28 protein-coding genes are annotated in these 22,175 nt (G+C 33.0%); 1 reads left to right on the forward strand and 27 read right to left on the reverse strand.

Going from position 1 to position 22,175, the window contains the following annotated elements:
• Nucleotides 1–141 precede the first annotated feature (141 nt).
• The 7 genes from AC5ZCW_RS12320 to AC5ZCW_RS12350 form a co-directional block, all read right to left on the reverse strand.
• The gene (locus tag AC5ZCW_RS12320; protein ID WP_496120100.1) at nucleotides 142–606 is read right to left on the reverse strand and encodes a UpxY family transcription antiterminator; all 465 of its coding nucleotides are present in this window, start codon (nucleotides 604–606) and stop codon (nucleotides 142–144) included.
• A gap of 82 nt (nucleotides 607–688) precedes the next feature.
• Nucleotides 689–2,080 carry a UDP-glucose 6-dehydrogenase gene (locus tag AC5ZCW_RS12325; protein ID WP_496120102.1) on the reverse strand — a complete coding sequence of 464 codons (1,392 nt, stop codon included), beginning with the start codon at nucleotides 2,078–2,080 and terminating at the stop codon, nucleotides 689–691.
• A gap of 28 nt (nucleotides 2,081–2,108) precedes the next feature.
• Nucleotides 2,109–3,080, reverse strand: a complete 972-nt coding sequence (locus tag AC5ZCW_RS12330; RefSeq protein ID WP_343544815.1) for an SDR family oxidoreductase — start codon at nucleotides 3,078–3,080, stop codon at nucleotides 2,109–2,111.
• A 22-nt stretch (nucleotides 3,081–3,102) separates the two neighbouring features.
• A complete protein-coding gene (locus tag AC5ZCW_RS12335) occupies nucleotides 3,103–5,550 on the reverse strand; it encodes a polysaccharide biosynthesis tyrosine autokinase (protein WP_496120104.1) in 2,448 nt (815 codons plus the stop codon).
• A gap of 15 nt (nucleotides 5,551–5,565) precedes the next feature.
• Complete coding sequence (locus tag AC5ZCW_RS12340) at nucleotides 5,566–6,357, reverse strand: polysaccharide biosynthesis/export family protein (protein ID WP_496120106.1); 792 nt, start codon at nucleotides 6,355–6,357, stop codon at nucleotides 5,566–5,568.
• A gap of 72 nt (nucleotides 6,358–6,429) precedes the next feature.
• Nucleotides 6,430–7,050, reverse strand: coding sequence for a recombination mediator RecR (gene recR, locus AC5ZCW_RS12345; protein WP_281633923.1), 621 nt, complete (start codon nucleotides 7,048–7,050; stop codon nucleotides 6,430–6,432).
• Between the two features lie 96 nt (nucleotides 7,051–7,146).
• Nucleotides 7,147–7,512, reverse strand: coding sequence for a CoA-binding protein (locus AC5ZCW_RS12350; protein ID WP_496120109.1), 366 nt, complete (start codon nucleotides 7,510–7,512; stop codon nucleotides 7,147–7,149).
• Nucleotides 7,513–7,664: 152 nt separating this feature from the next.
• Between AC5ZCW_RS12350 and AC5ZCW_RS12355 the strand changes: the two genes are divergently transcribed.
• The gene (locus AC5ZCW_RS12355; RefSeq protein WP_177212032.1) at nucleotides 7,665–8,291 is read left to right on the forward strand and encodes a MarC family NAAT transporter; all 627 of its coding nucleotides are present in this window, start codon (nucleotides 7,665–7,667) and stop codon (nucleotides 8,289–8,291) included.
• 83 nt (nucleotides 8,292–8,374) lie between these two features.
• Here AC5ZCW_RS12355 and ctlX read toward each other — a convergent pair whose 3' ends face one another.
• The 20 genes from ctlX to rpsN all read right to left on the reverse strand — a co-directional run bounded on the left by ctlX (nucleotide 8,375) and on the right by rpsN (nucleotide 22,174).
• Nucleotides 8,375–9,310, reverse strand: a complete 936-nt coding sequence (gene ctlX / locus AC5ZCW_RS12360) for a citrulline utilization hydrolase CtlX (protein WP_496120111.1) — start codon at nucleotides 9,308–9,310, stop codon at nucleotides 8,375–8,377.
• Nucleotides 9,311–9,378: 68 nt separating this feature from the next.
• Entirely contained in the window at nucleotides 9,379–10,293 is a 915-nt protein-coding gene (locus tag AC5ZCW_RS12365; protein WP_496120113.1) for a dimethylarginine dimethylaminohydrolase family protein, read from the reverse strand.
• Between the two features lie 62 nt (nucleotides 10,294–10,355).
• Nucleotides 10,356–11,633 (reverse strand): citrate synthase, encoded by a 1,278-nt coding sequence (locus AC5ZCW_RS12370; RefSeq protein WP_111379752.1) that lies wholly within the window; start codon nucleotides 11,631–11,633, stop codon nucleotides 10,356–10,358.
• Nucleotides 11,634–11,786: 153 nt separating this feature from the next.
• Nucleotides 11,787–13,079 carry a phosphopyruvate hydratase gene (gene eno / locus AC5ZCW_RS12375; protein WP_177212028.1) on the reverse strand — a complete coding sequence of 431 codons (1,293 nt, stop codon included), beginning with the start codon at nucleotides 13,077–13,079 and terminating at the stop codon, nucleotides 11,787–11,789.
• Between the two features lie 111 nt (nucleotides 13,080–13,190).
• Complete coding sequence (gene carA, locus AC5ZCW_RS12380; protein ID WP_343544809.1) at nucleotides 13,191–14,300, reverse strand: glutamine-hydrolyzing carbamoyl-phosphate synthase small subunit; 1,110 nt, start codon at nucleotides 14,298–14,300, stop codon at nucleotides 13,191–13,193.
• Nucleotides 14,301–14,545: 245 nt separating this feature from the next.
• Entirely contained in the window at nucleotides 14,546–15,037 is a 492-nt protein-coding gene (gene rplQ, locus AC5ZCW_RS12385) for a 50S ribosomal protein L17 (protein WP_095931493.1), read from the reverse strand.
• Nucleotides 15,038–15,099: 62 nt separating this feature from the next.
• Complete coding sequence (locus AC5ZCW_RS12390; protein WP_008464329.1) at nucleotides 15,100–16,092, reverse strand: DNA-directed RNA polymerase subunit alpha; 993 nt, start codon at nucleotides 16,090–16,092, stop codon at nucleotides 15,100–15,102.
• A 21-nt stretch (nucleotides 16,093–16,113) separates the two neighbouring features.
• Nucleotides 16,114–16,719 (reverse strand): 30S ribosomal protein S4, encoded by a 606-nt coding sequence (gene rpsD, locus AC5ZCW_RS12395; protein WP_008464326.1) that lies wholly within the window; start codon nucleotides 16,717–16,719, stop codon nucleotides 16,114–16,116.
• 92 nt (nucleotides 16,720–16,811) lie between these two features.
• On the reverse strand, nucleotides 16,812–17,195 hold the full coding sequence (gene rpsK / locus AC5ZCW_RS12400; protein WP_026727866.1) for a 30S ribosomal protein S11: 384 nt from the start codon (nucleotides 17,193–17,195) through the stop codon (nucleotides 16,812–16,814).
• Nucleotides 17,196–17,203: 8 nt separating this feature from the next.
• Complete coding sequence (gene rpsM, locus AC5ZCW_RS12405) at nucleotides 17,204–17,578, reverse strand: 30S ribosomal protein S13 (protein WP_008464322.1); 375 nt, start codon at nucleotides 17,576–17,578, stop codon at nucleotides 17,204–17,206.
• 2 nt (nucleotides 17,579–17,580) lie between these two features.
• The gene (gene ykgO, locus AC5ZCW_RS12410; protein ID WP_002987490.1) at nucleotides 17,581–17,697 is read right to left on the reverse strand and encodes a type B 50S ribosomal protein L36; all 117 of its coding nucleotides are present in this window, start codon (nucleotides 17,695–17,697) and stop codon (nucleotides 17,581–17,583) included.
• A gap of 12 nt (nucleotides 17,698–17,709) precedes the next feature.
• Nucleotides 17,710–17,925 carry a translation initiation factor IF-1 gene (gene infA / locus AC5ZCW_RS12415; RefSeq protein ID WP_007136545.1) on the reverse strand — a complete coding sequence of 72 codons (216 nt, stop codon included), beginning with the start codon at nucleotides 17,923–17,925 and terminating at the stop codon, nucleotides 17,710–17,712.
• A 7-nt stretch (nucleotides 17,926–17,932) separates the two neighbouring features.
• Nucleotides 17,933–19,279 carry a preprotein translocase subunit SecY gene (secY, locus tag AC5ZCW_RS12420; protein ID WP_007803669.1) on the reverse strand — a complete coding sequence of 449 codons (1,347 nt, stop codon included), beginning with the start codon at nucleotides 19,277–19,279 and terminating at the stop codon, nucleotides 17,933–17,935.
• A 13-nt stretch (nucleotides 19,280–19,292) separates the two neighbouring features.
• Nucleotides 19,293–19,745 (reverse strand): 50S ribosomal protein L15, encoded by a 453-nt coding sequence (gene rplO / locus AC5ZCW_RS12425; protein WP_109190654.1) that lies wholly within the window; start codon nucleotides 19,743–19,745, stop codon nucleotides 19,293–19,295.
• 11 nt (nucleotides 19,746–19,756) lie between these two features.
• Nucleotides 19,757–19,939: a 50S ribosomal protein L30 gene (gene rpmD / locus AC5ZCW_RS12430; protein ID WP_008464315.1), complete on the reverse strand. Its 183-nt coding sequence runs from the start codon at nucleotides 19,937–19,939 to the stop codon at nucleotides 19,757–19,759.
• Nucleotides 19,940–19,950: 11 nt separating this feature from the next.
• Nucleotides 19,951–20,475, reverse strand: coding sequence for a 30S ribosomal protein S5 (gene rpsE, locus AC5ZCW_RS12435; RefSeq protein ID WP_085949269.1), 525 nt, complete (start codon nucleotides 20,473–20,475; stop codon nucleotides 19,951–19,953).
• 3 nt (nucleotides 20,476–20,478) lie between these two features.
• Complete coding sequence (gene rplR / locus AC5ZCW_RS12440; protein ID WP_008464310.1) at nucleotides 20,479–20,829, reverse strand: 50S ribosomal protein L18; 351 nt, start codon at nucleotides 20,827–20,829, stop codon at nucleotides 20,479–20,481.
• A gap of 11 nt (nucleotides 20,830–20,840) precedes the next feature.
• Nucleotides 20,841–21,383, reverse strand: a complete 543-nt coding sequence (gene rplF / locus AC5ZCW_RS12445; protein ID WP_263522122.1) for a 50S ribosomal protein L6 — start codon at nucleotides 21,381–21,383, stop codon at nucleotides 20,841–20,843.
• A gap of 18 nt (nucleotides 21,384–21,401) precedes the next feature.
• A complete protein-coding gene (gene rpsH / locus AC5ZCW_RS12450; RefSeq protein ID WP_008464306.1) occupies nucleotides 21,402–21,800 on the reverse strand; it encodes a 30S ribosomal protein S8 in 399 nt (132 codons plus the stop codon).
• Nucleotides 21,801–21,904: 104 nt separating this feature from the next.
• The gene (gene rpsN, locus AC5ZCW_RS12455) at nucleotides 21,905–22,174 is read right to left on the reverse strand and encodes a 30S ribosomal protein S14 (RefSeq protein ID WP_008464305.1); all 270 of its coding nucleotides are present in this window, start codon (nucleotides 22,172–22,174) and stop codon (nucleotides 21,905–21,907) included.
• Nucleotide 22,175: the final 1 nt, after the last annotated feature.

Raw genomic sequence — 22,175 nt, forward strand, 5'->3', positions numbered from 1 at the left:
TAAAAACTAATTGTTAATAAAAAAACACTTAACTACAATACCTTATTAATCAGGCTGTAAATAATTACTTTATAAAAAAAACAGAAGAAAAAAATCTAAAAAAAGACTTTCTCTTCTGTTAATTTTATTAGGATAACGCTATTATTTATATTTTATTTTCAAAATACATCCGAGACTTTCCAGAACTAGAGTATAATAATTATTAGAAACTTCTTGCACTATTGCGCTTTGGTTACTAAACGCCCCCGATTCTAATTTAATTTTATCCCCAACCTGTATAGTAGAAACTGAAACATCACTAATATTAGGTGCCTTAAGACTTTTCTTTATTGTTTCTATTTCTTCATTTTTTACAATTGCGGGTTTTCCTAGCCAAAACAAATACCGAATTACCCCTGCCACGTTAAAAACAGAACTCCGCTCTGAATCTGACAATTGAACAAAAACATACGAGTTGAAAAGTGGCGTCTCAATCTTTTTCTTTCTATCTGACCATTGTTTAACCTGAGTAATAATAGGACAATAACATTCAACTCCTAATTGATTTAGCTTATCGGCTACTTTTTTTTCCCATTTAGGTTTTGTATAAACTACGTACCAATTCATTTTTTTATTTATTAAAGAAGTAAAACTCAAATACTACTTCACATTTTTACATCATTTCACTTCACTTAATACAAAAAACAATTTAAGATCCTATTCCTTTATATACAAAGCCAATAGCCCCAAGTAACTTCGCATCTAAAATATTTCTTCCATCAAAAATAAAAGCTGGCTTATGCATAGAATCATAAATCTTTTGCCAGTCATAAGTCGTAAATTCGTCCCACTCAGTTAAGACTGCAATTGCATGAGCATCTTTACATGCTTCATAAGCATTTTCAAACACATTTAATGCATTTGTATTTTCTTGACTAGATCTTGTTTCCAAATAATTTAAATCACTCAACATTTTATTTTCAGACACTTTAGGATCGTAAACTGAAATTTTAGCTTGTTCGTTTATTAAATCATCAGCCACATAAATTGCTGCCGATTCTCTTGTGTCGTTGGTATCTTTTTTGAAAGCCCAACCAAGAAATGCAATTTTTTTATCTGCGACAGTATTATATAATGTTTGAACAATTTTATTAGAAAATCTTCTTTTTTGGTGATCATTCATAATAATAACCTGTTCCCAATAATTTGCCACTTCATTCAATCCGTATGACTTTGCTATGTAAACTAAGTTTAGAATATCTTTCTGAAAACAAGAACCGCCAAATCCTACTGAAGCTTTTAAGAATTTAGGTCCAATTCTGCTATCCATTCCAATTGCTCTCGCTACTTCACTTACATCTGCTCCCGTTTGTTCACATAATTCCGACATTGCATTAATCGAAGAAATTCGTTGCGCTAAAAAAGCATTTGCAGTAAGTTTTGATAATTCTGATGACCAAACATTTGTTGTCAAAATTCGACCTTTACTTACCCAATTTGAATAAACATCTACCAATGAATTAATTGCCTCTTCTCCTTCTGGGGTTGTATCACCACCAATTAAAATTCTATCTGGATTTAATAAATCTGTAACTGCTGTTCCTTCTGCCAAAAATTCTGGATTTGAAAGAATCTGAAATTGAACACCGTTTCCCGTATTATCTAAAATACTTTTAATTGCTTCAGCTGTTCGAACTGGCAAAGTTGATTTCTCAACTACAATTTTATTTTGTTTTGCTACTCGTGCTATTTGTCTCGCACATAATTCAATATACTTTAAGTCAGCCGCCATACCTTTCCCTTTACCATAAGTTTTGGTTGGGGTATTAACTGAAATAAATATCATTTGAGCGTCATCTATTGCTTCATCAACATTTGTCGAAAAAAACAGGTTTCTCCCTCTTGCTTCTGCCACAACTTCAGAAAGGCCTGGTTCATATATTGGAATATTTTCAGGATTTGGATCATTCCAATCAGCTATTCTTTGTTCATTTAAATCAACAACTGTAACCTGAATGTGTGGACATTTTTGAGCAATAACTGCCATGGTAGGCCCACCAACATATCCTGCACCAATGCAGCAAATTTTTGTAATTTTCATTTGATCTCTTTTATCTTGATCTTAAATTTTATTTTAAATTATTCCAATACCATCCAACAGCTTCTTTTAAACCTTCTTGCAAAGAATACTTTGGATTATACCCTAGATTTTTTTTTGCTTTTTCAATACTTGCCAATGAATGCGGAATATCTCCGGCTCTATTTTCACCATAAATGACTGGAATACCTTTTATTTCTGGATCAAATTCCGACAGGTACTCTTTTAAATATTTAACTAAATCATTTAATGTATTTCTATCACCAAATGCAGTATTGTAAACAGAATTAATCGCTTCTGAATTTTGTGAGGTCATTGCTAATTCATTCATCTGAATAACATTATCAATATAGGTAAAATCACGAGAATAATTTCCATCTCCATTGATCACTGGACTTTCATGATTCATAAATTGTTTTACAAATTTCGGTATTACCGCCGCGTAAGCTCCATTTGGATCTTGCTTTCTTCCAAAAACATTAAAATAACGCAAACCTATTGTTTCTAAGCCATAAGTTTTACTGAAAATTTCTGCATATAACTCATTTACATATTTAGTAATTGCATAAGGTGATAGTGGTTTCCCGATAACATCCTCAACTTTTGGCAGTCCTTGAGAATCGCCGTAAGTAGATGAACTTGCTGCATATACAAATCGTTTTACTTTGGCATCGCGCGCTGCCGTAAGCATATTTAAAAACCCAGAAACATTTACATCATTGGTCGTAATTGGATCTTTAATTGATCTAGGAACAGAACCTAAAGCTGCCTGATGCAAAACATAATCAGCACCTTGAACCGCTAAAACACAATCAGACATATTTCGAATATCTCCTTCTACCAATTTAAAATCTGGATTATTCAAAAAATCTTTCAGATTATGGCGATGTCCAGTAGCAAAATTGTCCAAACAAACAACTTTGTAACCTAAGCCTAAAAAATACTCCGTCAAATTCGAACCGATAAATCCAGCTCCTCCTGTAATCAAAATTGTACTTTTCATTTCTCTTCCCATTTATTCAAATTTAGCTTTTTTTAAACCGATTCATAAATGATTTCCAAAAACCAACTTTGACTTCCTCTTCATGATAACCATTTGAATAAGCTCCATAACCATATCCATATCCGTAGCCTGTACCATATTTTGCTTTATTTTCATAACCATTCAACACAATACTCACATTGTTTAGCTCTCCACGCTTAAGTCTGGTATTTAACAACGTTATCATATCTTTCTTAGTATAATTCTGTCTTACTATATACAATGTTACATCTGCAAACTGAACTAATTCTAGTGAATCTGCCACTAAACCAACTGGTGGAGTATCTAAAATGATATAATCGTATTTCTTTTTCAGTTCATCAACCATTTCTTTCATCGCATCGCTTAAAATTAACTCCGAAGGATTTGGGGGAATTGGTCCAGAAAGAATTACATCTAAATTTGGAATTGGAGTCGAATTAGTTATCTCTTCCAAATTATTTTGTTTAATTAAATAATTGACAACTCCCAAAGACGACTTTATTTGAAATTCACCCGCCAATCTTGGTTTTCGCAAATCTAAACCAACAATTACTGTTTTCTTTTCACTTAAAGCAAAAACTGTAGCAATATTAATCGAACAGAATGTTTTACCTTCACCACTAATTGAAGAGGTAATCAGTAGTGTTTTTGATCCGCTAACTTGCTGTTTTTTATATAAAAACTGGAGCGAAGAACGTATCCCTCTAAAAGCTTCTGAAAGAGCCGATTTAGGTTTGTCAAAAACTGCCAAACTACTAGAATCCTTATTAAACCCAATAACTCCAAGCAGTGGAATCTGAGTTAGCTTACTAATATCTTCACTATTTTGAATTGAATTATTAATGAAAAAAATTATCAATACAAATAACAACGGGATTAAAACCCCTAAAAACAAAGCCATTATATAATTTACAGAGGTTTTGGGACCAATTAAACCTTCTCCTATATCTTTTGCTGGATCAATAAAATGAATATCTGACAGGTTAGATGCTCTTACAATTTCTGCTTCATTTCTCTTCTGAAGGAATTCTGTATAAATATTATCATTTAAATCATATTTTCTTTTAATCTTTAGCAATTCCTGCTGTTCTGCTGGGAGTCTTCTTACTGTACTTTCCGCCTGACCAATTTTTGCATTTATCAAAGATAAATCATACAATAAAGATGCTTTTGCAGTAATAATATTCTCTTGAAGAACATTTTTTACTGCTGCCATCTGGTTGTCAAAATCTTTAAATATTTTTTCACTTTTTACTGCATAAGCCATTTCTGATCTTTGGGTTGAAAGCGCTATAAGTTTTGATACATTCGCTACAATATTTGGATCTTCAATTCCAGCAACAGAAGGCGCTGGTAATCTAGAATAATCAACGCTATTATTTAAGTATGATTTTAGCGAATTATAGTACGCTATTTTTCTCGTTAGCTGGTCTTTTTCAACATCGAAATCCATGATTTTCTCTGAAACTTTAGAGCCACCTCCTTCTATTTCGTAAACATTTTTATCTTTTTGAAAAGATTTTAATTCGTTTCCTGTCTGTTTGAGCTGAGATTCCATTGCCACAAGTGTGCTATCAATAAATCTAATAGTATTTGTCGCAAATTGATTTTTCCCATCAAGTTGAATTTTAATAAGCATTTTTACAGTAGAGTTCAAATAATCAACCAGCCTTGCCTTATTTGTTCCTTGCAGCGATAAAGTTAATATCGACCCTCCACTTCTTCCGGTATCAACATTTATACTTTTATATCGAGATACAGTTCCATCAAAATCATTAAATCTAACAAAGTATTCCTTTCCTTTATAAAATCCTGGATTGTCATTTATTTGAAGTTTCCAATTCAAAAATGGAAGATTAACACTCTCACCTACTTTGTATTTCTTTATAAAAGTTATCGGTTGTACAGAAGTATTACTATAAGAATTATTGCCATAAGTAATCAGTGAAACTGAGCTATTTTCAAATGGAATCTCGATTTGATATTCATTTTCACTTAAAAACTTTATGCTAATTAATGTATTTGCAAGCTGTCCTTTTGTTTTATCAATGTCAACATAAAATGGTACAGCTCCGTATGAATCTATTAAATTATATTTTCCTTGTTCTAAATAGTCAGTATAAAATTGAAGCTTATCTACCACCAATTCATTATGAGATCGCGATTGTAAGATTGTCGAAATACCATTTACTTGATCAGAAATCCCGCCCCAATTGAAGACCAAACTTGTATTTGCAGTAAAAAAAGGATTGTTTTCTTCTTTAATAGAAACCAAGGTCTGCATTTCATAAATTTTCTCTTTACGAATGTTTATCTGATAAGCGATAGTGAACGCAATAATCAAACTTGCAAGAAACCATTTCCAATAGCCTACAATTTTTAACAAAAAACCTTTAAAATCAAAATGAGAATGATTTTCAAAAATGGCAAAGTCTTTAATATCTAACATTTTAAAAATCTATTTTTACTTTATAATTAGGTAAACTGTAGTAGCTAAAGACAATAATGTAATTATTGTTCCTATTGACTGTATTCCCGTCTGACCTGTTCCCCAAGTTTTTTGTTTCAGCGGTTTTACATATATATAATCATTTGGCTGTAAATAATAATAAGGTGACTTCATTACATTCACATCTGTAAGGTCAAGATTATGCATTTGCACACCAGTCGGAGTTTGACGAATTACTGTTACTTCTTTTCTATTGCCAACAGTCGTAATATCTCCTGCATTTGCAACAGCTTCCAAAATGGTTACATTATCTTTAAACAATGTTTTTGTTCCAGTACTTCCAACCTCTCCATTAATAGTATATCTAAAACCTGCCAACTTCACTGTAACAAAAACATTAGCTTCGCTTTTAAAATACTCTTCTAATAATTTCTTTTCGATTTTTAAACGAACTTCTTCAAGAGTATAGCCAATTACATTTATTTCTCCTAAAATTGGCATTCTAATATTTCCATGATCATCAACTGTAAACCCATCAAAATACAAACTAGATTCAGTTTTACCCGTTTGAGTTGATTGATTTTCTGTGGTATTAAAAATAGAAACTAATTTAGGATCTATTGCTTTTATATTAATGCTCAAAACATCATTTACCTGTAATCTATATGGTTTCGCCTCTACCGCTGCAATCGCTGATTGTTCGCCAGAATCATTTTTATCCTGAAGATAAACCAAATCTTTAATCGGAATGCATGAGGTAAACAACATTGAAATTAATAGAAACAGAAAAAAGCTTTTTTTTGTCATTCGTTCAATTTTATCGCAAACATAGCTTTTCCTTACAGTGTTCAGGAAAACCAAGTTATTATTTTGGGTTGGTTAATTATTTTTAAATGTTTTTTCAAAAGGGATTCTGTGCAAAATGCTTCGCCCTAATGTTATTTCGTCTGCATATTCCAATTCATCACCAACCGATATTCCTCTCGCAATCGTTGAGATTATAATCTCAGAATCTGCAATTTGTTTATAAATATAAAAATTTGTCGTATCACCTTCCATTGTTGAACTTAATGCAAAAATAATCTCTGATACACTTCCAGATTTCACTTTTGTCACCAAACTAGAAATATTCAATTGATTGGGTCCAACGCCTTCAATAGGAGAAATTTTTCCACCAAGCACATGATATATTCCTTTAAATTGCCCAGTATTTTCAATTGCCATGACATCTCTAATATCCTCTACAATACATATCGTTTCATGATTTCTAATAGGATTAGCGCAGATTTCACAAATTTTAGTATCAGAAATATTATGGCAACTTTCACAAAACTTAATATCCTCACGCATATTTAATAACGCTTGAGATAAAAAGGCTGTTTGTTCTTTAGGCTGTTTCAACAAATGAAGAACCAATCGAAGAGCTGTACGCTTACCAATCCCTGGCAATTGTGACATTTCGTTTACTGCTTTTTCGATTAATTTTGATGAAAATTCCATGACGACAAAAGTAATACTTTTAATGGTTTAGCCTACATTACAACTATTAAATTCAAACCTTAATGATAGTAGGAAATCACTAATCAATTATTTTATTTAATATTGATTTGTAGCTAGCAAAACTAATGTACAAGCCACTTCAATTTGAATATCATTTAATTCTAATAATTGATACAATTCTGGATTTTCAGTTCCAGGATTAAAAATTACACGCTTAGGATGTGCCTCAATAATATAATTATAATAATCCCTTTGACGAGAGGGATTTAAATACAATGTAATCGTATCAATATTTTTAACCGGTATTGCTTTAGTTTGAATTTTCACTCCAGCAACCTCACCTGCTTTTTGCCCTATTGCTAACACCGAGTGCCCTTTTCCTACAAGCACATTTACAGCTCTGAATGAATAACGTTCTGGATTTGTTGAAGCTCCTATAACTAATGTTTTTTTGCTTTTCATAGTTTTTATTTAGATTGCAAAAGTAATCAAAAAAGAACGATTAAACCTTATGTCTTTGATTCAGAATCAATAGCAATAAAAACATAATCATAACATAATTTCATACAAAAGCATCAAAAAATAACTACATTTACTTAACTAACCAATGTAATATGGAATTATTTATTTACTTATTTGCTGCTTTATTTTCAGTACTAAACCCTATAGGCACCGTTCCGATCTTTGTTGGTTTAACCCAACACGATTCGCAAAAAGAAAGATCTCGAATCTCTCTTTGGACTGCAATTAATGTTTTTATCATATTATTGGTCTCTTATTTTATAGGACAATATGTTTTAACTTTTTTTGGCATTAGTATCGATGCCTTAAGGATTGCTGGAGGGATCGTAATTGTAAATTCTGGATTCTCTTTATTATCTGGAAAATTCAACAAGAAACGAGGAATCAATAAAAAAATTGAAAACGAAGCACAGCACAGAAATGATATTGCACTTACACCCCTCGCAATCCCGATGCTTGCGGGTCCTGGATCTATGTCACTTTTAATTGCTTTTTATCAAGAACACCATGAAATAAATGAAGTTATAATTTCAACCCTTGCAATCCTTGCAATTGCAATTGCCATCTTTGCTATTCTAAAAAGCGCACATTATTTAGCTAGAATATTGGGAGCCTCGGGTATTGTTGCAATTTCTAGAATTGTTGGCTTTATAGTTATTTCAATTGGAATTCAATATATAGTAAGTGCTATAATCAATATTATTAAAGGAAATTTTTAACAAATATCACTGTACTATCCAAAAGAAAAAGGGATGAAATTTATATAATTTCATCCCTTTTTCTTTTGAAATATCCTTTTTTTTTAAGCTCTTGGCAAGAAAACTTCAGCCATCATACATCTGGCACTTCCACCACCGCAAGCCTCAATTGTATCTAAACTCGAACTTAAAATTTCTGCGTGGTTTTCTAATTGCGAAATTTGTTTCGGAGTTAAGCTTTGATGTGCCGACGCACTCATTACAATATATCTCTTATCATCTTTCCCCCTAACTTCCAGCATATTTCCAGCAAAGTTATTCACTTGATCTTCTGATATTAGAATTACCTCTTTCTGATCTTGTTTAAGATTATCCAGAACCATTTTACGTTCTTTTTTATCGTCAATAGAATCTGCACAAATAACTGCAAAAGTTTCACCTAAACACATCATCACATTGGTATGATAAATTAATTTACGCTCACCATCAACAGTTTGAAAAGCTTCAAAAATTACAGGAGCATAATCAAAATCTTCACAGAATTCTATAAACAATTCTTCATCTGCTCTTGGCGATAATGCGCAATACGCTTTTCCGTTTGCTCTATCTAATAACAAACTTCCTGTTCCTTCTAAGAAAATGCCATCTTCTTCTGCAGAAGTGTAATCCATGATATTCGCAATTTCGAATCCTTTTTCTTCCAAAGTATCCAAGATATCTTCACGACGTTCTTGACGACGATTCTCAGCAAACATCGGATAAAGTGCAACGTCTCCATTTTCATGAAATGAAACCCAATTATTTGGAAAAATACTATCTGGAGTATCAGTCTCTAAATTGTCATCGACAACCGTTACATCTACACCGACCGCCCTAAGCTTTTCTACAAAGGCATCAAATTCCTGTTGCGCTTTTGCATTAACGGTACTTGGTAAAAGTCCGTCTAATACTTTTTGATAATAATTATTTACAGCCGTCTGTTCATTCATCCTGAATGCAACTGGGCGAATCATTACGATCGCATTAGTAGTCTGTCTCATTCTTTATTTTTTTGTTTCAAGTTTCAGGTTTCAAGTTTTTCTAGAAGCCTGAAATTTAAAATTCTTCTTTAGTCTCTAATTAATGGAAGCGTCGAACATCTCAACAAACCTTCTTGTTTTGAAATTTCAGCATACGGAATTTCTTCAACGACAAAACCATTTTCACGAAGCCAGTTGTTTAATCTTGTGAAATTCTTTTCAGAAACCACCACATTTTCATCAATTGAAAACACATTTGAAAACATATTATACATTTCGTTTCTTTCAATATGAAATAGATTTTCTTTACCAAAAAGTTTCACTAAATAAAGATAATCTGCTTCTTCACGAAAACCTCGTTTATAAATAATGCCTTTGTTTTTTCCAACCGGCTGAAAACAACAATCTAGATGCAAGGCATTATCTCTTGCTTCCAATTTAGATTTCACTAAATCAAATTCTTTAACAATTTTATTTGGAAACAGCGATTTAATATAATTTACACCGTGCATATTTGTTCTTGCAGTAATATAATCTTTATAATCGCTTCCTTTATAAGTTCCAATAAAAATATGGTCATTCCAAAGCATCACATCTCCTCCTTCGATATGAACTTCTTCTGGAGGACGAACTACTTTTAATGGATCAATCTGATCAATTACATATTGAATAGCATCTAATTCACGTTCTCTATCTGGAAGAATATTCGATTTCACAAAGATATCATCAATTACAAACCCAATATCCCTAGCAAAAATCTGATTGTAATTTTCAATCATCTGCGGACGATAAACAGTTACATCATATTTCTGAAAAACAGCATTAAAAGCTTCCATTTCAGCAACCATATCTTTTTCTACAGGATAAGTTCCTGCTTTAATATGTTCCAATGATTTAGGATCATAAGCCTCTTCTATAGTTGGAGTTGGTCCATTATGAACAGCAGAACCCAGAACTACAGCACGAAGTCGAGACGTTTCGTTCTTTACATTTAATTGCAACATAACTCTATTGTATTTTGAGCAAATATAAAAAAAGCTTCACAGTTAAGTGAAGCTTTCGTTTTTTATTTATTAGACTTAAACTCTCGTAAAGGATGTCCTGTATAAATTTGTCTTGGTCTTCCGATTGGTTCTTTATTTTCACGCATCTCTTTCCATTGCGCGATCCAACCTGGCAATCTTCCAATAGCAAACATTACAGTAAACATATCGGTTGGAATTCCTAAAGCTCTGTAGATAATTCCAGAGTAGAAATCAACGTTTGGATATAAGTTTCTTGATTTGAAGTATTCATCTTCAAGAGCTGCTTTTTCTAATTTTCTTGCAATATCTAAAATTGGATCTTCAACACCCAAAGTTTCTAATACTTCTGTTGCTGCTTTTTTGATGATTTTAGCTCTTGGATCAAAGTTTTTGTACACTCTGTGTCCAAATCCCATTAAACGGAATGGATCATTTTTATCCTTTGCTTTTGCCAAAAATTTATCTGTATCTCCACCATCTTTGTTGATTTCTTCAAGCATTTCAAGTACTGCTTGGTTTGCACCTCCATGAAGAGGCCCCCAAAGCGCAGAAACTCCCGCAGAAACTGAAGCAAATAAACCTGCATGAGAAGAACCTACCATTCTAACTGTAGAAGTAGAACAGTTTTGCTCATGATCAGCATGAAGAATAAATAATTTATCTAAAGCGTTTACAATTACTGGATTTGCAGCATAAGGTCCAGTAGGCAATTTAAACATTAATTGCATGAAGCTTTCTACATATCCTTTTGTATTATCGTAGTAATTTAAAGGATACCCCATAGATTTTCTATAAGTCCATGTAGCAATTACAAGAAACTTTGCCATTGTTTTACAAATAGCTTCGTACATTTCTTTCTCGTTATCTACATTAACCGCTTTTGGGTTAAAAGCTGTTAAAGCACTAGTTAAAGCAGACAACACGCCCATTGGGTGAGCTGTTTTAGGGAAACCATCAATGATATTTTTCATTTCTTCGTTTACCAAAGAATGTTTTTTAATACCATTTTCAAAATCTTCTAATTGTTTAGCTGTAGGCAATTCACCAAAAATCAAAAGATATGAAACCTCTAAGAAACTAGCTTTTTCAGCAAGATCTTCGATTGAATATCCTCTGTAACGCAAAATCCCTTCTTCTCCATCTAGGAAAGTGATTTCACTTGTACAAGATCCTGAGTTTTTATAACCTGGATCAAGTGTAATATAACCTGTTAAATCACGTAATTTGTTGATATCGATAGCTGATTCGTTTTCACTTCCTGTGATTACTGGAAGCTCAACCTTTTTACCATCTATTTCTAATGTAGCTATTTTTGACATAATATACTGGAAATAATTCTTTAAATAATAATTTATCAAATCTAATGAATTTAAGACTAATTAAAAAAAGAATACTGCTATGAATTTGTTAAAACTCCAAAAAAAAACCATCTGCAAAAACAGATGGTTTTTTCTAATATATAATTTGTACAATTATTTGATTTTAAAAGCATTCAAACCAGGGAAATAAGCAGTACTTCCTAATTCTTCTTCAATTCTTAATAATTGATTGTATTTTGCCATACGATCTGAACGAGAAGCAGAACCAGTTTTAATTTGGCCACAGTTTAAAGCAACTGCTAAGTCAGCAATTGTGTTATCTTCAGTTTCTCCAGAACGGTGAGACATTACAGATGTATATCCAGCGTTTTTCGCCATGTTTACAGCAGCAATTGTTTCAGTTAAAGTTCCAATTTGGTTTACTTTTACCAAAATAGAGTTAGCAATTCCTTTTTCGATACCAGTTGACAAACGAGCAACATTAGTAACAAACAAATCATCTCCTACTAATTGCACTTTATCTCCGATTTTTTCAGTTAAAGCTTTCCATCCATCCCAGTCATCTTCGTACATACCGTCTTCGATAGAAATGATTGGGTACTTAGAAGCAAGTTCAGCTAAGTATTCAGCTTGCTCAGCAGAAGTTCTGATTTTTCCAGTTTCACCTTCAAATTTAGTATAATCGTATTTTCCATTTACATAAAATTCAGAAGCAGCACAGTCAAGAGCAATCATAATTTCGTCACCGAAAGAATATCCTGCTTTTTCAACAGCTAATTTAATGGTATCTAGAGCATCTTCAGTTCCTCCAGCTAAGTTTGGAGCAAAACCTCCTTCATCACCTACAGCAGTACTCAAACCTCTATCGTGTAATACCTTTTTCAAATTATGGAAAATTTCAGTTCCCATTTGCATTGCATGTGTAAAAGAAGTTGCTTTTACAGGGAAAATCATAAACTCTTGGAATGCGATAGGCGCATCAGAGTGAGAACCACCATTTATAATGTTCATCATTGGAACAGGAAGTGTGTTAGCAGAAACACCACCTACATATCTGTATAATGGTAAACCAAGTTCGTTAGCAGCAGCTTTTGCAGCGGCTAAAGAAACCCCCAAAATAGCATTAGCTCCTAATTTAGATTTATTTGGAGTACCATCTAAATCAATCATTAATTGGTCAATTGTGTTTTGTTCGAAAACAGAAGTTCCAACTAATTCTTCAGCAATAATAGTATTTACATTATTCACTGCATTCAAAACACCTTTACCTAGATAAGCTTTACCTCCATCACGTAATTCAACAGCTTCGTGCTCTCCAGTTGATGCTCCAGATGGAACAGCAGCTCTACCTAAAACTCCATTTTCAGTTACTACATCAACTTCAATAGTAGGATTACCTCTAGAATCAAGAATTTGTCTTGCGTGAACTTTAATTATAATACTCATTATTTTTGTTTTTTATTAATAAATTATATTTTTTTTTCGAAATTATAAAAATATTTAATACTATAAACGCACTCTCGTCATTAAACACGTTTATTTATTAACTACATCGTTTTAGGCTTTTGCAGTTTTTATGTTCTCCACAAATTGATCAAATAAATATGATGAATCGTGTGGTCCAGGACTCGCCTCTGGGTGATATTGAACCGAGAAACAATTCTTATTCTTCATTCTCATTCCAGCCACAGTTCCATCATTTAAATGTACGTGTGTAATTTCTAACTCAGGATGATTATCTAATTGTTCTTTTTTAACAGCAAAACCGTGATTTTGTGAAGTTATTTCACCTTTACCTGTAATAATATTTTTTACAGGATGATTAATTCCACGGTGTCCGTTAAACATTTTATAAGTTTCAACCCCATTCGCAAGACCAATTACCTGATGCCCCAAACAGATTCCAAACAAAGGCTTGTTATCTGCTAATATATCTTTAGCAACTTGAATAGCCCCGAACAACGGATCTGGATCTCCAGGCCCATTTGACAAGAAGTAACCATCTGGATTAAATTCAGACATATCTTTATAAGTAGAATTAAAAGGATACACTTTAATGTAACAATCTCTTTTAGCAAGATTTCTTAAAATATTCTTTTTAATTCCAAGGTCTAAAGCCGAGATTTTGTAAGTAGCATTTTCATCACCAAAGAAATATGGCTCTTTAGTCGAAACTTTAGACGCTAATTCTAAACCTTCCATATTTGGCACATTAGCCAACTCTTTCTTCAAATCCTCTATTGAAGTCCCATCTGTACAAATAACAGCATTCATAGCACCATTGTCACGGATGTAGCTTACAAGTGCACGCGTATCAACATCAGAAATACAGATTAAATTTTGTTTAGTGAAATAATCTTCTAAACTTCCAGAAGCATTTTCTCTAGAATAATTAAAACTAAAGTTTTTACAAACTAAACCGGCAATTTTAATACTATCAGATTCAACTTCAGAATCATTAACACCATAGTTTCCGATATGTGTATTTGTCGCAACCATTATTTGTCCAAAATAAGAAGGATCAGTAAAAATTTCCTGATACCCAGTCATTCCCGTATTAAAACAAACTTCACCAAAAGTTTTACCGCTAATTCCGATAGATTTTCCGTGAAAGATTGTTCCGTCACTAAGTAATAAAATGGCGCTTTGTCGTGTTGTGTATTTCATTATTTAATTTGTATTGTTTTTTAATCAAGTTATAAAACCAAAATATAGGTTTTAAGTGTAATTAGAATTTTGCAAATTTACTTCTTTAAAATAGCCCTTCCAAGATTTTTTAAAACTTTCATTCGTAAAAATAAAACCTATCATTTTAAATAAGTTACATTTCTTCCGTTTCAAAAAAATCAAAAAAAAAGGATAAACTAAAAATTAGTTTATCCTTGATTTCTATAGAATGATTACTTTCATAATTATTCAGAAGCTTCAGTAGTCGTTTCTGTTTCAGCAGCAGGAGCTTCTGGAGCAGCAGTTTCAGCTTTTTTAGCTTTACCACCACGACGGCTTTTCGCTTTTTTAACTTCTTTTTTACCTCCGTTGTAAAGTTCATTGAAGTCAACAAGTTCGATCATCGCCATATCAGCGTTATCTCCCAAACGATTTCCAACTTTAATGATACGAGTGTATCCTCCTGGACGGTCTCCAACTTTAGCAGCTACATCTCTGAACAAATCAGTTACTGCATATTTACTGCGCAAGTAAGCAAAAACAATACGACGATTATGAGTCGTATCCTCTTTTGATTTTGTGATTAAAGGCTCAACAAATTGTTTAAGCGCTTTAGCTTTAGCAACAGTAGTATTAATACGTTTGTGCTCAATAAGAGAACAAGCCATATTAGCCAACATAGCTTTTCTATGTCCAGTCTGTCTGCTTAAGTGGTTGAATTTTTTTCCGTGTCTCATGACGTGTTTTTTTTATCTTCATCTTGCTACAATCCACTATGGAGAGCAAAATATGAAGTAAATTATTCTTTATCTAATTTGTATTTAGCTAAATCCATTCCGAAAGTTAAATTCTTCACTGCAACAAGTTCATCAAGTTCAGTTAAAGATTTTTTACCAAAATTACGGAATTTCATTAGGTCATTTTTATTGAACGATACTAAATCACCAAGTGTATCAACTTCAGCCGCTTTCAAGCAATTTAATGCTCTCACAGATAAATCCATATCAACAAGCTTAGTTTTAAGCAATTGTCTCATATGCAATGACTCTTCATCATACGATTCTGTTTGTGCAATTTCGTCAGCCTCAAGTGTAATTCTTTCGTCAGAGAATAACATGAAATGGTGAATTAAAACTTTAGCAGCTTCAGTAAGAGCATCTTTTGGATTAATAGATCCATCAGTTTTGATTTCAAAAACTAATTTTTCGTAATCTGTTTTTTGCTCTACACGGAAATTTTCGATTGCATATTTTACATTTTTTACCGGAGTAAAAATAGAATCTGTAAAAATTGTTCCAATTGCAGCATTCTGTTTTTTGTTCTCTTCAGCAGGAACGTATCCTCTACCTTTCTCGATTGTTAAATCGAAGTTCAATTTGATTTTAGAATCTAAATTACAGATAACAAGGTCTGGATTCAAAACTTGAAAACCTGAGATAAATTTTTGAAAATCACCTGCTGTTAATTGATCTTTACCAGAAACAGAAATAGTAACTGATTCATTATCGATATCTTCAATCTGACGTTTGAAACGTACTTGTTTTAGATTAAGGATAATTTCGGTAACATCCTCAACAACACCTGAAATAGTAGAAAACTCATGATCTACACCTTCGATACGAACAGATGTAATTGCATAACCTTCTAACGCTGAAAGCAAAACTCTTCTAAGTGCATTACCAACTGTCAATCCATAACCAGGTTCTAAAGGTCTAAACTCAAATTTACCTTCAAAATCGGTTGAATCGATCATGATAACTTTATCGGGCTTTTGAAAATTAAATATTGCCATAAATTTCGACTAAGTCAATTATTATTTGTTGTACAACTCTACGATTAATTGTTCTTTAATGTTTTCTGGAATTTGAAGTCTCGCAGGTACAGAAACAAAAGTTCCTTCTTTAAGATCATTGTTCCAAGTAATCCATTCATAAACATGACTTGAATTTGATAAAGAACGTTCGATAGCTTCTAAAGATTTAGATTTTTCACGAACTGCAACTTTATCACCAGGCTTAAGGTGGTAAGAAGGAATATTAACAACCTCTCCATTTACAGTAATGTGTCTGTGAGAAACGATTTGACGCGCACCTCTTCTAGATGGAGCAATTCCCATTCTAAAAACAACATTATCCAATCTTGCTTCGCATAATTGTAATAAAACTTCACCAGTAACTCCTTTAGTAGCTGATGCTTTTTCGAATAAATTTCTGAATTGTTTTTCTAAAATTCCGTAAGAATATTTAGCTTTTTGCTTTTCCATTAACTGAACAGCATACTCAGATTTTTTTCCTCTTTTTTTAGCCATCCCGTGTTGTCCAGGTGGGTAATTTCTTTTTTCGAAAGATTTATCATCTCCGAAGATTGCCTCGCCAAATTTACGAGCGATTTTGGTTTTAGGACCAGTATATCTTGCCATTTTAAAAAAAATTTTAAGGTAGAAATTATGAATTCAGGTCTAATCCTTCGATAATCTATGTTCTACCTTGTTTATACTATAAAAATAAAAAATTAAACTCTACGTCTTTTTGGAGGACGACATCCGTTGTGTGGCATTGGAGTAACATCGATAATCTCTGTAACTTCGATTCCACCGTTATGAATAGAACGGATAGCAGACTCACGTCCGTTACCTGGTCCTTTTACATAAACTTTCACTTTTTTAAGTCCTGCCTCAAGTGCTACTTTAGCGCAATCTTCTGCTGCCATTTGAGCTGCATAAGGAGTATTCTTTTTAGAACCTCTGAAACCCATTTTACCAGCTGAAGACCAAGAGATAACTTCACCTTTCTTATTAGTCAAAGAAATAATAATGTTATTAAAAGTGGCAGAAATATGAGCCTCACCCGTTGATTCAACGATAACTTTACGTTTTTTTGCAGTTGCTTTAGCCATATTACTTATTATTTAGTTGCTTTTTTCTTGTTAGCAACAGTTTTTCTTTTACCTTTTCTTGTTCTTGAGTTGTTTTTAGTTCTTTGCCCTCTTAATGGAAGACCAGATCTATGACGAATACCTCTGTAACATCCGATATCCATTAAACGTTTAATGTTTAAAGAAATTTCAGAACGTAATTCTCCTTCAATTTTGTAAAATGAAACAGCTTCACGAATCGCTCCGATTTCATCATCATTCCAATCTTGAACTTTTTTATCCTGGCTAACTTGAGCTTTTTCTAAAATCTCAATAGCTCTACTTTTTCCTAATCCAAAGATATAGGTAAGTGCGATAACACCTCTTTTGTTTTTTGGGATATCTACCCCTGCTATTCTTGCCATAATTATCCTTGTCTTTGTTTAAATCTAGGATTCTTTTTGTTTATTACGTACAGTCTCCCTTTTCTACGCACGATAATGCACTCGGCACTTCTCTTTTTTACTGATGCTCTAACTTTCATAGTGAATATCCTTTAATATCGATAAGTAATTCTTGCTTTTGACAAATCGTAAGGACTCATTTCTAGTTTCACTTTATCACCAGGTAATAATTTGATATAATGCATTCGCATTTTTCCAGAAATATGAGCAATTACAATATGTCCATTTTCTAACTCTACACGGAACATCGCATTTGATAATGCTTCAATAATTGATCCGTCTTGTTCTATTGCTGATTGTTTTGCCATAAATATATTAAGCTACCGCTTTTCTATTTTTACCAGTCTTCATTAAACCATCATAATGTTTGTTTAACAAGTATGAATTGATTTGTTGAATAGTATCTATTGCAACTCCAACCATAATTATTAATGAGGTACCTCCAAAAAACATTGCCCAAGATTGTTGTACATCCATAATACTTACAACAATAGCTGGGAACACAGCAATCAAAGCAAGGAATAAAGATCCTGGGAAAGTTATTAAAGACATCACCTTATCAAGGAAATCAGAAGTTTCTGCTCCAGGACGAACTCCAGGAATGAAACCACCGCTTCTCTTTAAATCATCAGCCATTTTATTAGTAGGTACAGTGATTGCAGTATAAAAGAATGTAAATACAATAATTAAAGTTGCAAAAACAAAATTATACCAAAAACCAAACATATTACTAAATGCACCAACAATAGATTGTGATGTATCTGATTTAGACAATCCAGCTACAGCAGCAGGAATAAACATAATTGCCTGAGCAAAAATAATTGGCATAACCCCAGAAGCATTAAGCTTAAGAGGGATCCATTGTCTATTACCTCCAGCCAAATCTTGTTCGTAATCTCCTGTAGTTGTACGACGAGCATACTGTACAGGAATTCTACGTACTGCCATTGTAAGCAATACACAAGATATAATAACTAATAACCACACAATAATTTCAATAACTAATAACATTGGACCTCCATTGTTATTGGTAACACGAGTTGTAAACTCTTGTATAAAAGCTTGTGGTAAACGAGCTAAAATACCAACCATAATTAACAATGAAATACCATTTCCAATACCTTTATCTGTAATCTTCTCACCAAGCCACATAGCAAAAATTGTACCAGTAACCAAAATGATAACAGACGAGAACAAAAATTCGGGAGAATTAAAGCCTAGCAAAAATGCATTACTAGGCAATGTTCTGTATAAATTATAGATATAAGTTGGACCTTGAACCAATGTGATAGCGATTGTCAACCAACGAGTGATTTGATTAATCTTTTTTCTACCACTTTCCCCATCATTTTGAAGTTTTTGTAAATATGGAATCGCAATCCCCATCAACTGAACAACAATAGACGCAGAAATATAAGGCATGATACCTAAAGCAAAAACTGAAGCCTTAGAGAAAGCACCCCCGGTGAACATGTCTAGAATAGATCCTAGACCATTTTTAGTTTGTCCCGCTAATCCAGTCAATTGCGTTGCGTCAATTCCAGGAAGCGTAACGTGTGCTCCAAAACGATATACTAAAAGTAATCCTAACGTAATTAAGATTCTATTTTTTAGTTCTTCGATTTTCCAAACATTACTTATTGATTCAATAAATTTCTTCATCTTAATAGATAAGTTATATAGTTACAGCTTCTCCACCAGCAGCCTCAATAGCAGCTTTTGCAGTAGCAGTAAATTTGTGGGCAGTTACTTTTAATTTTGCTTTCAATTCTCCTCTACCTAAAATCTTAACGATTTCATTTTTAGTAGCCAGACGATTTGCTACGAAATCTGTCATAGAAACAGAATCAGTAATTACACCGTTATCAACTAATAATTGAAGAGTATCTAAATTAACACCTTCGTATTCTTTACGATTGATGTTTTTGAAACCAAACTTAGGTACACGTCTTTGAAGTGGCATCTGCCCTCCTTCAAAACCAATCTTTTTAGAATAACCAGAACGAGATTTTGCTCCTTTGTGTCCACGTGCAGCGGTACCACCTTTTCCAGAACCTTCTCCTCTACCTAATCTTTTATTTTGATTGTGTGTAGATCCCTCAGCAGGTTGTAAGTTACTTAAATTCATAACAGTATTTGTTATTTAGCTTCTTCTACAGAAACTAAGTGTTTAACTTTGTTTATCATCCCAAGGATAGCAGGATTTGACTCATGCTCCACAACTTGTCCAATTTTACGTAGACCTAAAGCTTCCAACCCTCTCTTTTGAGAAAGAGGACAGTTGATTTTGCTTCTTACTTGTTTTACTAATAATTTAGCCATAATTTCCTGAATTAACCTTTAAAAACTTTCTCTAAAGAAACACCTCTTTGTTTTGCAACAGTATGAGCGCTTCTCATTTGCAATAAAGCATCAAAAGTTGCTTTTACTACGTTATGTGGATTTGACGATCCTTGAGATTTAGACAATACATCGTGAATACCTACTGACTCAAGAACTGAACGAACAGCTCCACCAGCAATAACTCCAGTACCATGAGATGCTGGAATTAAGAATACACGTGCACCACCAAATTTACCTTTTTGTTCGTGAGGAACAGATTGTCCATTCAAAGGAATTCTAACTAGATTTTTCTTAGCATCTTCTACTGCTTTCGCAATTGCTTCAGAAACGTCTTTAGATTTTCCTAATCCATGACCAACTACTCCATTTTCATCACCTACAACTACAATAGCAGAAAAACCGAAAGCTCTACCACCTTTTGTAACTTTAGTAACACGATTAACACTAACTAGACGATCTTTTAATTCAAGACCACTAGGTTTTACCAATTCTACATTTTTGTATTTAGACATAATATATTAGAATTTAAGTCCAGCGGCTCTTGCGCCTTCTGCTAATGATTTAATACGACCGTGATACAAATATCCACCTCTATCAAAAGTGATGGTATCAATCCCAGCTTTTAACGCTTTCTCTGCAACTAGTTTTCCAACAGCAGCAGCTACTTCAACGTTAGTACCTTTTCCTATTTCTTTTTCTCTTGAAGATGCAGCTAATATAGTAACTCCATTTACATCATCAATGATTTGAGCGTAAATTTCTTTATTACTTCTAAAAACAGAAAGTCTAGGTCTTGCAGCAGTACCACTAACCGATTTTCTAATTCTGAATTTAATTCTCTGTCTTCTTTCAGATTTTGTTAATGACATAATCTTATATTTTAAGCTGATTTACCTGCTTTTCTTCTTAATACTTCACCCACAAATTTAACACCTTTACCTTTGTATGGCTCTGGCTTACGGAAACTTCTGATTTTCGCAGCAACTTGTCCTAAAAGTTGTTTATCAAATGATGTTAATTTTACGATTGGGTTCTTACCTTTTTCAGATACTGTTTCTAAAGATACTTCTGGAGCAATCTCTAAAACAATATTGTGAGAATATCCAAGAGCTAAATCTAACTTTTGACCTTGGTTTGAAGCTCTATAACCAACTCCAACTAATTCTAGTTCTTTTGTGAAACCTTCAGAAACACCAACAATCATATTATTGATCAAAGATCTGAATAATCCGTGTTTTGCTCTATGGTCTTTATGATCAGACGATCTTTCTACTAAAACTTGATCGCCTTCAACTGTTACATTTACGTCCGAAAACTCCTGAACTAGTTGACCTCTTTTTCCTTTTACTGTAATAATACCATCTTTAACTTCAACAGTTACACCAGCAGGGATTACAATTGGACTTTTACCTATTCTTGACATCTTATCTAGTGTTTAAAATTAGTATACGTAACAAATTACCTCACCACCTACATTTAATTGCTTAGCTTGTTTTCCTGTCATCAAACCTTTTGATGTAGAAACAATAGCAATTCCTAATCCATTAAGGATTCTAGGTAATTTGGCAGCACCAGCGTACTTACGTAAACCTGGTTTACTAATTCTTTGGATATCTTTGATTACAGGCTCTTTAGTATCTTTATCGTACTTCAAAGCGATTTTGATAGAACCTTGTACAGTGTTCTGCTCAAATTTGTAACTTAAGATGTAACCTTGATCAAATAAGATCTTAGTTATCTCTTTTTTAAGATTAGATGCTGGAATTTCAACAACTTTGTGGTTTGCAGCCACAGCGTTACGAACTCTAGTCAAATAATCTGCAATAGGATCTGTATACATATGTATTTGATTGCGATTATGGTTTTCGGGAGACACCCGTCTCCCGAACCTTTAATCAATTAAAATTATTTTCTGGTTTGCAAAAGTAATAACTTATTGCGAGATTACCAAGAAGCCTTTTTAACTCCTGGAATTAACCCATTGTTAGCCATTTCACGGAAAGTTACACGTGAAATACCGAATTGACGGATATAACCTCTAGGTCTACCTGTTAATTTACAACGATTGTGCAAACGAACTGGTGAAGCATTTTTAGGTAATCTTTGTAAACCTTCGTAGTCTCCAGCTTCTAATAAAGCTTTTCTCTTCTCAGCATATTTAGCTACCGTTTTCTCTCTTTTAACCTCGCGGGCTTTCATTGATTCTTTAGCCATG

The sequence above is a fragment of the Flavobacterium sp. PLA-DH12 genome, assembly GCF_059511845.1.

Excerpts from the sequence above, each read along its gene's own strand:
- rpsM (WP_008464322.1), bottom strand. The coding sequence starts at position 17,578 with ATGGCAAGAATAGCAGGGGTAGATATCCCAAAAAACAAAAGAGGTGTT.
- AC5ZCW_RS12390 (WP_008464329.1), bottom strand. The coding sequence starts at position 16,092 with ATGGCAATATTTAATTTTCAAAAGCCCGATAAAGTTATCATGATCGAT.
- rpsK (WP_026727866.1), bottom strand. The coding sequence starts at position 17,195 with ATGGCTAAAGCAACTGCAAAAAAACGTAAAGTTATCGTTGAATCAACG.
- AC5ZCW_RS12350 (WP_496120109.1), bottom strand. The coding sequence starts at position 7,512 with ATGAAAAGCAAAAAAACATTAGTTATAGGAGCTTCAACAAATCCAGAA.
- AC5ZCW_RS12355 (WP_177212032.1), top strand. The coding sequence starts at position 7,665 with ATGGAATTATTTATTTACTTATTTGCTGCTTTATTTTCAGTACTAAAC.
- rplO (WP_109190654.1), bottom strand. The coding sequence starts at position 19,745 with ATGAATTTAAGTAACTTACAACCTGCTGAGGGATCTACACACAATCAA.
- ctlX (WP_496120111.1), bottom strand. The coding sequence starts at position 9,310 with ATGAGACAGACTACTAATGCGATCGTAATGATTCGCCCAGTTGCATTC.
- AC5ZCW_RS12365 (WP_496120113.1), bottom strand. The coding sequence starts at position 10,293 with ATGTTGCAATTAAATGTAAAGAACGAAACGTCTCGACTTCGTGCTGTA.
- rplR (WP_008464310.1), bottom strand. The coding sequence starts at position 20,829 with ATGTCATTAACAAAATCTGAAAGAAGACAGAGAATTAAATTCAGAATT.
- eno (WP_177212028.1), bottom strand. The coding sequence starts at position 13,079 with ATGAGTATTATAATTAAAGTTCACGCAAGACAAATTCTTGATTCTAGA.
- rplF (WP_263522122.1), bottom strand. The coding sequence starts at position 21,383 with ATGTCAAGAATAGGTAAAAGTCCAATTGTAATCCCTGCTGGTGTAACT.
- rpsN (WP_008464305.1), bottom strand. The coding sequence starts at position 22,174 with ATGGCTAAAGAATCAATGAAAGCCCGCGAGGTTAAAAGAGAGAAAACG.
- AC5ZCW_RS12340 (WP_496120106.1), bottom strand. The coding sequence starts at position 6,357 with ATGACAAAAAAAAGCTTTTTTCTGTTTCTATTAATTTCAATGTTGTTT.
- rpmD (WP_008464315.1), bottom strand. The coding sequence starts at position 19,939 with ATGGCTAAATTATTAGTAAAACAAGTAAGAAGCAAAATCAACTGTCCT.
- AC5ZCW_RS12325 (WP_496120102.1), bottom strand. The coding sequence starts at position 2,080 with ATGAAAATTACAAAAATTTGCTGCATTGGTGCAGGATATGTTGGTGGG.
- rpsD (WP_008464326.1), bottom strand. The coding sequence starts at position 16,719 with ATGGCAAGATATACTGGTCCTAAAACCAAAATCGCTCGTAAATTTGGC.
- rpsH (WP_008464306.1), bottom strand. The coding sequence starts at position 21,800 with ATGTATACAGATCCTATTGCAGATTATTTGACTAGAGTTCGTAACGCT.
- ykgO (WP_002987490.1), bottom strand. The coding sequence starts at position 17,697 with ATGAAAGTTAGAGCATCAGTAAAAAAGAGAAGTGCCGAGTGCATTATC.
- AC5ZCW_RS12330 (WP_343544815.1), bottom strand. The coding sequence starts at position 3,080 with ATGAAAAGTACAATTTTGATTACAGGAGGAGCTGGATTTATCGGTTCG.
- AC5ZCW_RS12320 (WP_496120100.1), bottom strand. The coding sequence starts at position 606 with ATGAATTGGTACGTAGTTTATACAAAACCTAAATGGGAAAAAAAAGTA.
- secY (WP_007803669.1), bottom strand. The coding sequence starts at position 19,279 with ATGAAGAAATTTATTGAATCAATAAGTAATGTTTGGAAAATCGAAGAA.
- carA (WP_343544809.1), bottom strand. The coding sequence starts at position 14,300 with ATGAAATACACAACACGACAAAGCGCCATTTTATTACTTAGTGACGGA.
- AC5ZCW_RS12335 (WP_496120104.1), bottom strand. The coding sequence starts at position 5,550 with ATGTTAGATATTAAAGACTTTGCCATTTTTGAAAATCATTCTCATTTT.
- rplQ (WP_095931493.1), bottom strand. The coding sequence starts at position 15,037 with ATGAGACACGGAAAAAAATTCAACCACTTAAGCAGACAGACTGGACAT.
- infA (WP_007136545.1), bottom strand. The coding sequence starts at position 17,925 with ATGGCAAAACAATCAGCAATAGAACAAGACGGATCAATTATTGAAGCA.
- AC5ZCW_RS12370 (WP_111379752.1), bottom strand. The coding sequence starts at position 11,633 with ATGTCAAAAATAGCTACATTAGAAATAGATGGTAAAAAGGTTGAGCTT.
- recR (WP_281633923.1), bottom strand. The coding sequence starts at position 7,050 with ATGGAATTTTCATCAAAATTAATCGAAAAAGCAGTAAACGAAATGTCA.